Here is a 10,787-nt window from a genome sequence, read left to right on the forward strand (position 1 = left end):
CCGGCTTGGCGATGCGGCACAGCGGCGCGCCGCTGTCCACCCAGTCCAGCGTCTGCGCCAGCTGCTCCCGCTCCAGCGCGTCCCAGGGCTGGATAGCCAGCAGCTCGGCGCGTATCTGGGCGCGGTGCTGGGTGGGTGTCATTGGTTCAGAGGCAGTCGCCGAAAGAGCACGCCACAAGCAGCGCTGCATAGAACCCGAAGAAACATAGGCCGACAAACCCCACAACCGCGAACAGCAACAAATTGCCGAACTCAAGCCGACGTTTAAGCACTGCGTAGGCAAAGACACCGACATAGGCGATGGCCGAAACCAATAAGGAGCCACCAAACTGCCGGAGGATTGCAAACGGCGCAAAAGCGTAAGTCACGCAAGTTGCCACCGTCAGCGCCAGGAGCGCTGACCCCAGGGCAAACGACCCCACGGCGAGACCAGAGGTCGAGTGCGCAATGACGAAGCGCCACGCTCCGAAGGCAAAGCAGCCCAGCGTAGCAACAACGCTCATGGTCAGTGCAGCATTCCAGCTCAATTTACGACGCTCATCGTTTGACATAAGGGGTGACGACCGGCTCAGCCGGTTGGGCATCACCTCGATAGAAGGGTTGTGCCTCATTCACGACCCTGTAGGTGCAGTTCTTCTCGACGTATGGCAGGTACGCCTCTAGCGACTCCTCAATCGTTCGACGTATCACGCCATCGGCCGATGTCTCCTCGATCAGAAAAAGCTCGCCACTAAGGAGCTTCCTCACAAAGAGCACAAAGGCTTCGACAGGTTCGAGCTTGTACTCATCCGCGAGCAGATCCAGATGCGTGTGGAAGTCGCCGTCAAGTAGCTGGATCGAATGATCACCATCCGACCATGCCTTGATCTCAAGCGAGCCAAAGCCCCCCGGGAGAGAAACATGAACGCAGTCGTGAAAGCAGCCATGCTCAATAGCTGCGTTACTGAGCGCCGAGCAAATTTCGCCGATCACATCAGGTTTCAAGTGAGGCACAACATATTGTCTGTCGATTGTTAACGATTCTTGCTCAAGACCTGCTCACACACCCACCTATACCGACCGGCCCTTACATCGCCACAGCCCTCAACCGGCCAAGACTCTGTCCCCAGGCAGCCCCCGCTGCGAGTGCCGCCTCACCCCCGCCTCTCATTCCCCCGCTTGTAATTCCCCGTCGCCCGCACCAGCAGCCGCTGGGCATCGGCTTCGGTGCCGCAGCGCACCAGCACGGCCTGCAGGCGCCGCGCCTGGTCGCCGCGCATCAGGGTGACGACGCGGCGCCGTCGCGGCGGATCTGCAGTTCGCCAGCTTCTTGATGCGCACCCCGCCGAAGCCCGGCCGGACGGCCTGACGTTCTGGCTCGCGGCCAAGATGGTTCAAGGATGACGGGAAGAAGCCGAACCAAGTCGGCTTGATGACCGCCCGACCCTGTGCATGCGGGACGTCGCAGCCCCGCGACAAGGAGCCCAGGCGCCGGGCAGAACTGCAACCGTCTGCAACTGATCGTCAACAACTCCGATTGAAATGGCGGCTGACTGGTGGGAGGGCTGATCCGGCAGGGGGAAAGCCCGCTAACGCCGCTGCCGGCAAGACTTCAGGGCCAGGCACAGCAGCCGGCATTTGCCTCAGGCGGCACAGCCGCACGGCACCGAATGCGGTGCTATTTCACGAGTCAGAAGACTGTGCGTTCCTCGCCATTCATATCCGCTTACAAGTCGACATCAGCCCAGACACGGGCACTGACACCATCTCGCGCAGTCGGCCGGCCGTCGTCGCCTGGCGGACGACAAAGAAGAAATAAACAAAGCGATAACTAACGGCGGGATGGCTTTCGGTCGCCTTTCCCTCGTTGTCAGCACCTCCGCGGGAATTGAACATGAACAGCAAGACCAACAGCGCCGTGGCCGCCGGCCCGCAACGGCACGCGCCTCGCCATCCGTGGGTCACGTCGGCCCTGCTCATCGCGCTTGCCACCGCGCTTGCGGCATGTGGCGGTGGCGGCGGTGGCAGCGAGACCTCGCCGCCTGCGGACGCGCCGCCCATCGGTGGGTCGCCGGCGCCCGAACCTCCGGCCTCCGCGCCGACGGTTGAGCCTGTGCTGGAGCCCGCACCGGTGGCCGCGCCGGTGGCCTTGCCCACGCCCACGCCGGTGGCAACCCCGACCCTCCCGCCCGCGCAGCAATTGCCGGTCGGCAGCATCGACCTCAGCAAGCCGGGCGTGGCGGTGAAGGTGGCCGCGGCGACCTCGTCGGCCGTCGAGGGCGCCCACACGGCCGCCCTGGCCATCGACGGCAGCAAGACCACGCGCTGGTCCAGCGCCGCAGACGATGCCGCGTGGATCCAGTTCGACTTTGGCGCCAAGACCCAGCTGGGCTATCTACAGCTGTCCTGGGAGAACGCGCACGGCAAGGAGTACGCGCTGCAGGGCTCGGACGATGGCCAGACCTGGTATCAGATCCGCTACGTGGTGGGCGGCAAGGGCGGCACCGAGGAGTTCTTCAACCTTAACGCCCATGTGCGCTATGTGCGACTGCAAGGGGTCGCGCGAGCCACGCAGTATGGCTACTCCTTGTTCGAGGTGACATTCAAATCGCCGGGCGGCGACAACTCACTGCCGGTGCTCGCCACGGCGGCGTTGCCGTTTCCGGCCAACGGGGCCGCACTCGCGCCCCCGCCCGCCGCGCAGGCACCGCTGGAAACGGTGCAGTTCTCGCTGCCCGATGGCACCCTGGTCACCCGCTTCGGCATGGTGGGCCGCTCCCGCCACGCGCGCGAGCGTGGCGAGGACTGGAACGAGATCGGCTACGGTGTCAACGAGACCGTCGACGCGACAGGCAAGCCGCAGGACAAGGGTCCGGGCGCCCACCTGAACTTCGTCGCCAACTACTTCAAGAACCGCACCTGGGGCGTGGAGTTCATCGACAACAGCCGGGTCGCCGGTGTCACCAAGCCGACCATCGTCGTCAACCAGTATTACCAGCAGGCACAGCGGGGCGGCGGCCACTCTTTCTTCCGGCGCTTCGACGAACCCGGTGTGACGGGCTATGGCTGGATGTCACCCGGAGAATTGCTGGACCGCTCGACCTACACGGCAGGCTTCAACGATGTGGCCGCCTGCGCCATCGTCGCAAAGCCGCCGCAGGACGCACTGCTCAATCCGAACGGCGGCTACAAGGGCGTCAAGGGCGCCAACGACGGCTGCAGCGTCGTGCTCGACAGCTATCCCGGCCACCGGGCGCTGGCCGCCAACGCCAACGGCGTGATGGCGCCGAACGGCGCCAGCGTGGCCTCGCGTGCGCTGAAGGTGGGCGACGCGATCGAGTTCACCGGCTCGTTCTTCTCGACCCGCGCGGCGATGGACGCGATCGGCGACAGCGGCGCCTTCCGCTACTACACCACCGAGGTGACCTATGTGGTGGGCAGCGGCCTGCGCCCCTGGTACGGCGTGCAGCCACGCCTGATGAACGCGCCGCTGCCGGAGGACACCCTGCAGGGCGGCCTCGGTTCGGTGTCCTATGACTACGCTGACAACGCGAGCTTCATGTTCCAGCAGCCGAACAACCAGATCGGCATGCAGAACATGCAGCGCTTCATGGAAGGGCGCCGCTGGATCCACACCCATATGTGGACCGGCGATCACAACGAGAGCGGCAACGACCGGAACCAGGCGGGCGTCGGCCTGCAAGGCCCGCGCTTCAACCAGGCCACCTGCTTCGCCTGCCACATCGGCAACGGCCGCAGCCTGGCGCCGAGCGCGATCAACCAGCGGCTCGACACGATGGCGGTGCGCGCCGCGACGACCGACGCCAGCGGGCAGCAGGTGCCGCATCCGATCTACGGCATGGCCGTCCAGATGAATGCGCGCTCGCTCGCCACCGGCGCCGCGCAGGACTGGGGCACCAGCGTGCGTGTGGAGGGCTTCGACCTGAAGACCGTGACGCTGCCGGACGGCACCGCGGTGACGCTGAGCAAGCCCCGGGTCGCATTCGACGGGCCGACGCCCAGCGTGTTCTCGCTGCGCAGCGCCCAGCCGATGATAGGCATGGGCCTGCTGGAGGCCGTCTCCGACGCCGAGATCCTCTCGCGCGTGCGCAGCACGCCTGACGCCGACGGCGTCAAAGGCCAGGCCAACTACGCCTACGACCCGGAGACCGGTGCGGTGAAGCTGGGCCGTTTTGGCTGGAAGGCCTCCAAGGTCAGCCTGCGCCACCAGGCCGCCAACGCGGCCCTGCTCGACATGTCGGTCACCAGCCCGGTCTACCCGAACCGCGATTGCCTGATGGGCCAGTGCGCGCCGGCCAAGGTCGAACGGGGCCTGTCCGAGGACGACCTGACCCTGATCACGCGCTACCTAGGCCTGCTGGCCGTGCCGGCGCAGCGCAGCGTGGCCAGCGGCTTCCCCAAGGGCGTGGCCCCGCTGCCCTACCTGGACGTCAATCCGACCCAGGTGGCCGCAGGCGCCAAGATCTTCCAGAACAACCGTTGCACCGCCTGCCATGTCAGCGAGATGAAGACGGGTTCAGGATCCGAGTTTGCCGAGTTGCGCAACCAGATCATCAAGCCCTACACCGACCTGCTGCTGCACGATATGGGGGCAGATCTGGCCGACAACCTGGTCGAGGGGCAGGCGAGCGGCAGCATGTGGCGCACGCCCGCGCTCTGGGGCATCGGCTACACCGAGCGGGTCGCCGGCAATGCCGGCAAGGTGGGCTATCTGCATGACGGCCGGGCCCGCACGCTGACCGAAGCCATCCTCTGGCACGGCGGCGAGGCAACGGCGAGCCGGCAGCGCTTCGAGGCCCTGTCCAAGGCGGACCGCGAGGCCTTGCTGGCCTTCCTCAACTCGCTGTGACAGCCAGCTGCGGCGCATCAGGAATGGGCGAGATGCCTCCCGCTCCGCAGCTTGCCCAGAAACCGCCCCATGTGCGGATCACTGCGCTGCAGCGGCACCTCGTCAAAAGCAAACCAGCGCACAGCCTCGAACTCGCCCGCATCGAAGCGTGGCAGCGGTGCATGGCGGTCGCCTTGCAGGACGTACCAGAGCGACACATCCTCATGGCCGGCGGTCAGGCCGACCGTGGTGGTGCAGGTGAGAAAGCGCGGCGGGCCGACCTCGGACTCGTCCAGCACCAGGTCCAGCTCCTCGGCCAGCTCGCGCGCCACGGTACGGCGCGGCGGCTCCAGCGGCTCGACATGGCCGCCGCTGGGCAACCACAGGCGCGCGTTGCGGTGGTCCACCAGCAGGATGTGCTCGCCATCCACCAACGCGAAGTAGGAGACCAGATGGCGGGGCGGCGTGGCCGGCTTGGCGATGCGGCACAGCGGCGCGCCGGTGTCCACCCAGTCCAGCGTCTGCGCCCGCTGCTCTCGCTCCCATGGGTCACAGGGCCGGATCGACAGCAGCTCGGCGCGCCCCTGGGCGCGTGGCTGGGCCGAGGGTACGGGGTCTGCGATGCTCATGATTAGAGTTCGGCCGACAAAACTGGCGCGGGTAGGCACGACTGCAGGGTTGAGCGTCAATGGCTGAAGACCCACTGTAGAAACTGCTCGGCAGTCTCGGGTTCGGCCAATTCAAGCACTGCTTCGGCGATCGCATATTGCCCCTGTGAGGCTGCGATGGCCGATAAAGCGCAGGCTAGAACGCCAGGCTCTCGCGGGCTCCCGAGCGCCAGCGCTGCCAAAGAGGGAATGCGCGCCAACGATTCAAAGTAGGCCTCTCGGAGATCTTCAGGAATCTCAACCCCATTTTTCGCCCGGCAGATTTCTACCCAGGCTGGAAATTGGAGGAACGATGCATCGGCTTGCACAGGCGCCGTGGCTAGCGCCGCCACGACATGCGGAACAGCGGCGAAGGATGCGGAATAGACATCCCCTTGGTGCGCCAACGCACTCCAGAGACCGAACCAGGGCTCGGCATTGCCTTCGGACGCCGGGAGGGACTCCAACTGCTCCAGCATCCCGGGAATGTTGGCCGCGCAGCCGTAAGCATGCTGTAGCTCCTCCCACCGCTTACTCGTCAAGCTCAGCACATGCGTTCCTTATGAAGCCAAAAGTACTGTCGCTCCCCGGATTTTCTCTCATGCAGCAGCCAGCTGAACCCCAGCGGCTGTTCGGGCGGGCTGGCCATCGCGCCTCAGGGTTTGGCTGCCGGCGCCGCCGGCATCGGCCCGAAGGGCAGCGGGCTCTGCGCCGCCAGCCAGGCCATCACGGCCCAGGCGGCGACGGCCTGGCTCAGCTTGGCCGGGTCGATCTTGTCCAGCGTGTCGTTGGGCGCGTGGTGCCAGTCGAAGTAGTCGCTGCCGTCCTGGCTCAGCTCCAGCGCCGGCCAGTTCAGGCGGCGCATCAGCAGCGCGGCGTCCGGGCCGGGCGTGGCCTCGTTGCTGCCCGGGGCGATGCCCAGCGTCGCGAGCTGCTGGCCGATCTGGGCCACGATGCCCAGGGCCTCGGGCCGCACCCGGCTTTGCAGCCGGTAGACAAGACCTGCCCCCAGATCGCTCTCGCCGACGAACTGGTGCACCTGGGCCTTGTACTGCTCGGCATAGGCCAGCGCGCCGTCGAAACCGTTCTCCTCGTTGGCGAACAGCACCACGCGCACGGTGCGACGCGGCTTCAGATTCGCTTCCAGCATCAGCTTGGCCGCTGCGGTGACGATGCCGACACCGGCGCCGTCGTCGAGCGCGCCGGGCCCAGGTCCCAGCTGTCCAGATGGGCGCCCAGCAGCACCACCTCCTCGGCCAGCTCGGTGCCGGGAATCTCGGCGATGACGTTGTGCGAGGTCGCGGCGATGCCGGCCTCGGCGCGCAGCACCAGATGCATCTTGACCGGCTGGCCGTAACGCTGCAGCCGGGCGATCAGGTCAGCATCGGGCACCGAGACGGCCAGCGCCGGGATCTTGCTGATGCCCTCGGCATAGCGGGTCGCGCCGGTATGGGCCAGGCGGTCGCGGTCGGTGCCTATCGAGCGTATCGCCACGGCCAGCGCGCCACGCTTGGCGGCCTCGACCGTGCCCTGGGCCCGCGCCGCCACCGCCCGGCCATAGCCGCGTGCATCGCGCGTGCGTTCGGTCTTCTGGTCGATGAAGACGATGCGGCCCTTGGCGCGCTCGCTGGCGTCGGCCTTCAGCGCCTCCAGATCGGGGTAGTAGGCGATCTCGGCATGCAGGCCCTCGTTGGCGGTGGCCACGCTATTGCCCAGCGCCGTCATCACCAGCGGGTGCGGATAGGGCGCGGTGATGTGGGCATGGGCCTCGCCGCGCTTCCAGGCGCGCAGCGGCACCGGCTCGGCCCGCACATTCGAGAAGCCCAGCGCCTTCAGCCGCGCCAGCGCCCACTCGACCGCTCGCGCGTCGGCCAGCGAGCCGGCCGGCCGGGCGCCGACCTCGGTGACCAGCGAATCGACCAGCTCATAGGCCAGGCCATGATCGGCCGCCGCCGCGCGCAGCGCCTGGGCGGCCTGCAGCTCAGCGGGCGTGAAGGCCGGCGCCTCGGACTGGGCGCCGGCCAGGCCCGGCAGCAGGGTTATCAGGGTGGCCAGCAGCAGCCGGCGCGCAGCAACTCGGAGCGACAAAGCAGGCATTGTTTTCCTCCCCAGGGGTCTGTCTCGCAGCGGCGCCCAGCATAGCCGGGCTCGCGCTCCGCTTCGCGCCGTTGCGACGTCGATTCACGGCGCCGGCTCGCCATTCGTCGCCCGCCGCTGGCGGGGCCAAGCGCCGGTGCCGAAGATGAGACCCATCAACACAAACCGAGCCAGCACCATGACCATCAGCACCCCCACCGAGCAGGAACTGCGGGACCAAGCCAAGAAGCGCGTCGACATGAAGATGGGCTTTCTGGTGCATCTGACCGTTTTCGTCGCGGTCAATCTGGGCCTCATTGTGCTCAACAGCCTGACCGGCGGCCCGCGCTGGCATGTGTTCCCGCTGTGGGGCTGGGGCCTGGGCCTGGCCGTCCACGGCCTGGTGACCCTGTTGGCACTGATGAGCGGCGGCGGCCTGCGCGAGCGCATGATGGCGGCCGAGCTGGAGCGGCTGCGCCGCCAGTGAGCGGACGAAGAGAAGGCTCTTTGCTCCGTGATCGTGCAGCGATGGCCTCTGCGAGGACTGGGCTGCGCCGGGACACGGGTGTACGCAATTGCTCCGTGTCCCCCGGGCCGCAAGCGGCCCTCCTCCTTGACCTGCGCAATTGCGCACACCCGCATCCCGGCTTCTCCACCACTGGGTTTCCGCGAAGAAAACCCAATGCGGCGCCAAGCAGGAGGATGGGCAGGCCTGATGCGGAGGTCAAGGAGGAGGCCGCGAAGCGGCCGGGGGACACGCAGCAGCAGGTCTGCCCGTCCTCCTGCGTCCCACCCGTCAGCACTTCAGCATCAACAATCAACGCATAAAGAGCCAGGAATGAACCGCCGGCTCAGGCCGGAAAGGTCCTCACCAGCCACAGCGTCAGCAGCCCGGCCAGCAGCAGCCAGAGGGCGATGACCACGGCTGCGGCGGCCCAGCTCCTGGGTCTCTTCAGCAAGGCCTCGGCCCGCAGCCGGGCCCGCGCCATCACCGGCCCGGGCATGTAGCGGACCACCAGCCACAGCCCCAGCGGCACGATCAGCAGGTCGTCGAGATAGCCGAGCAGCGGGATGAAGTCCGGGATCAGGTCGATCGGGCTCAGCGCATAGGCGGCGACGATCAGTGCCAGCAGGCGCAAGGCCGCGGGCGCGGCCGGATCGCGGGCCGCAAAATACACCGCCAGGACCTGGGACTTCAGCGCCCAGGCCCAGCGCTTGAGCAGCCCGCGGCGCCTTGCCATCAGTCTCCGAACACGATCTTCTTGCGCTTCTCGACCCACTCCTCGAAGTGCGGTCCGTAGACCTCCTCGACGCGGTTGCGCTTGACCTTGNCATCAGTCTCCGAACACGATCTTCTTGCGCTTCTCGACCCACTCCTCGAAGTGCGGTCCGTAGACCTCCTCGACGCGGTTGCGCTTGACCTTGAAGGTCGGCGTGATGAAGCCGTTGTCGACGGTCCAGGGCGTCTTGACGACCACCAGGCAGTCGAGCTGCTCATGCGGGTCGAGCCGGGCGTTGACGTCGTCCAGATGCTGGTTGAGCTGGGTCATCAGCTGCTGGCGGTCGGCCTCGGTGCCGCTGCGCTCGGCGGCGTCGGGCGACAGCATCACGATGCCCAGCGGCTGGCCCAGATTGGCGCCGGTGACCACGCAGGCCTCGACCGCCGGGTGGGCCCCGAGCCGGTCCTCGATCGGCGAGGGCGCCACATACTTGCCCTTGCTGGTCTTGAACAAATCCTTGACCCGGCCGGTGATGCGCAGACAGCCGTTCGCGTCCTGCTGGGCCTTGTCGCCGGTACGCAGCCAGCCGTCCTCGGTGAAGGCCTCGCGGCTCAGCTCGGGCTCCTTGTAATAGCCCAGCATCAGCGCCGGGCTGCGCATCTGCAGCTCGCCGGTCTTCGGATCGAGCCGGGTGTCGACCCCGTCATAGGCCGGGCCGACCGTGCCCTGCTGCAAGGTGCCGGGCACGGTGATGTGGGAGACCGCGAGGTTCTCCGTCATGCCATAGCCCTCGTTGATGTTCAGACCCAGCTTGCTGTACCACTGCAGCAGGGCCAGCGGCATCGGCGCGGCGCCGCCGGCGGCGATGCGGCACTGATCCAGGCCCAGGGCCTTCAGGATCTTGCGCCGCACCAGGCCGCCGATCAGGGGAATCGACAGCAGCCGGGCCAGCTTGGCCGGCGGCATCTTGGCCTGGATGCCCTGCTGGAACTTGACCCACAGCCGCGGCACCGAGAAGAACACCGTGGGCCGGGCGCGCTGCAGATCGGCGGTGAAGGTGTCCAGGCTCTCGGCGAAGAACAGCCGCATGCCGGTGCGCAGCCAGCCATGCTCGACCAGCACCCGCTCGACCACATGGGCCAGCGGCAGATAGGACAGCATGCGGTCCTCGGCATTCAGCGGGATGCGGCCCAGGCCGGCCTGCAGGGCCCAGGCAAAGGCGCCGAAGGTATGCATCACGCCCTTGGGGTTGCCGGTGGTGCCCGAGGTGTAGATCAGGGTGGCCAGTTCGTCGGCCGGGCGCAGCGGCTCGCCCTGCAGCGGCTGGTTGCGGGCGCAGATCGCATCCCAGCCCTCGTAGGCGACTTTTGCATCGTCGGGCGAGAGCGGGTAGCTGATGCAGGGCAGGCCCGCGGGCAGGCCCGGCTTCATGCCGGCCCAGCCGTCGAGCTTGCCGACGAAGCAGGCCTTGGCCTCGCTGTGGTTCAGGATCTGCTTGATGGTCTCGGGCGCCAAGGTCGGGTACAGCGGCACCGAGACATAGCCGGCCATCCAGATCGCCAGATCGCTCATCAGCCACCAGGCGCAGTTCTTCGACAGGATGGCCACCTTGGCGCCAGGCTCCCAGCCCTGGGTCTTCAGATGGGCCGCCATGCGGCGCGCACCGTCGGCCACCTGGGCCCAGGTGAAGTCCTGCACCTGGCCATTGCCCAGGGGCTGGGTCAGCGTGATGCTGGACGGGCGGGTGCGCTCCCAGTGGTACAGGCGCTGCAGGGCCAGGCTGTCGGCAGGAATCGTAGTGGGCATGTGCATGTCTCCTCTTGGGGTTTGGCGCTGAGGCTATAGGCTGGGCGCCACCCTGCCTACCGGGTTATTGCGGGGCTAGGGCTGGATTCAGAGTCGCCGCTCTAGAAAGCCAGGGGCCAGCCGGCCCTCGCCCAGTGCACGGCGCAGCCCGTCCAGCTCATGGACCTCGGGCAGGCCGGCGGGGCGCAGTGCGTCGGCGCGCGCCAGCGC

10 protein-coding genes are annotated in these 10,787 nt (G+C 67.3%); 2 read left to right on the forward strand and 8 right to left on the reverse strand.

Features of this window, described 5'->3' with window-relative positions:
• Positions 1 to 146: 146 nt before the first annotated feature.
• Together PO768_RS25690 and PO768_RS25695 are read right to left on the reverse strand one after the other, a co-directional pair.
• A complete protein-coding gene (locus PO768_RS25690) occupies positions 147 to 503 on the reverse strand; it encodes a hypothetical protein (protein ID WP_272648314.1) in 357 nt (118 codons plus the stop codon).
• Between the two features lie 34 nt (positions 504 to 537).
• Positions 538 to 972, reverse strand: coding sequence for a hypothetical protein (locus PO768_RS25695; RefSeq protein WP_272648315.1), 435 nt, complete (start codon positions 970 to 972; stop codon positions 538 to 540).
• 901 nt (positions 973 to 1,873) lie between these two features.
• On the opposite strand from PO768_RS25695, the gene PO768_RS25700 reads away from it, so the two are divergent.
• Positions 1,874 to 4,849 (forward strand): di-heme oxidoredictase family protein, encoded by a 2,976-nt coding sequence (locus PO768_RS25700; RefSeq protein ID WP_272648316.1) that lies wholly within the window; start codon positions 1,874 to 1,876, stop codon positions 4,847 to 4,849.
• A gap of 17 nt (positions 4,850 to 4,866) precedes the next feature.
• Here the strand turns inward: PO768_RS25700 and PO768_RS25705 are convergent, their stop codons facing one another.
• From PO768_RS25705 to PO768_RS25720, 4 genes are all read right to left on the reverse strand, one after another.
• Positions 4,867 to 5,457: an NUDIX domain-containing protein gene (locus tag PO768_RS25705; protein WP_272648317.1), complete on the reverse strand. Its 591-nt coding sequence runs from the start codon at positions 5,455 to 5,457 to the stop codon at positions 4,867 to 4,869.
• 56 nt (positions 5,458 to 5,513) lie between these two features.
• Positions 5,514 to 6,026, reverse strand: a complete 513-nt coding sequence (locus tag PO768_RS25710; protein ID WP_272648318.1) for a hypothetical protein — start codon at positions 6,024 to 6,026, stop codon at positions 5,514 to 5,516.
• Between the two features lie 104 nt (positions 6,027 to 6,130).
• On the reverse strand, positions 6,131 to 6,694 hold the full coding sequence (locus tag PO768_RS25715) for a M20/M25/M40 family metallo-hydrolase (RefSeq protein WP_336297786.1): 564 nt from the start codon (positions 6,692 to 6,694) through the stop codon (positions 6,131 to 6,133).
• A complete protein-coding gene (locus tag PO768_RS25720; protein ID WP_272648319.1) occupies positions 6,625 to 7,572 on the reverse strand; it encodes a hypothetical protein in 948 nt (315 codons plus the stop codon). Before PO768_RS25720 ends, PO768_RS25715 begins: the two co-directional genes overlap by 70 nt.
• 178 nt (positions 7,573 to 7,750) lie before the next feature.
• Between PO768_RS25720 and PO768_RS25725 the strand changes: the two genes are divergently transcribed.
• On the forward strand, positions 7,751 to 8,038 hold the full coding sequence (locus PO768_RS25725; protein WP_137945500.1) for a 2TM domain-containing protein: 288 nt from the start codon (positions 7,751 to 7,753) through the stop codon (positions 8,036 to 8,038).
• 364 nt (positions 8,039 to 8,402) lie between these two features.
• Here the strand turns inward: PO768_RS25725 and PO768_RS25730 are convergent, their stop codons facing one another.
• Together PO768_RS25730 and PO768_RS25735 are read right to left on the reverse strand one after the other, a co-directional pair.
• Positions 8,403 to 8,792 carry a YkvA family protein gene (locus PO768_RS25730; RefSeq protein ID WP_272648320.1) on the reverse strand — a complete coding sequence of 130 codons (390 nt, stop codon included), beginning with the start codon at positions 8,790 to 8,792 and terminating at the stop codon, positions 8,403 to 8,405.
• A gap of 93 nt (positions 8,793 to 8,885) precedes the next feature.
• On the reverse strand, positions 8,886 to 10,577 hold the full coding sequence (locus PO768_RS25735; RefSeq protein ID WP_272648321.1) for an AMP-binding protein: 1,692 nt from the start codon (positions 10,575 to 10,577) through the stop codon (positions 8,886 to 8,888).
• Between the last annotated feature and the right edge of the window lie 210 nt (positions 10,578 to 10,787).

The organism is Paucibacter sp. XJ19-41, from assembly GCF_028462495.1.
In the GTDB taxonomy this organism is placed as follows: Bacteria; Pseudomonadota; Gammaproteobacteria; order Burkholderiales; family Burkholderiaceae_C; genus Roseateles_E.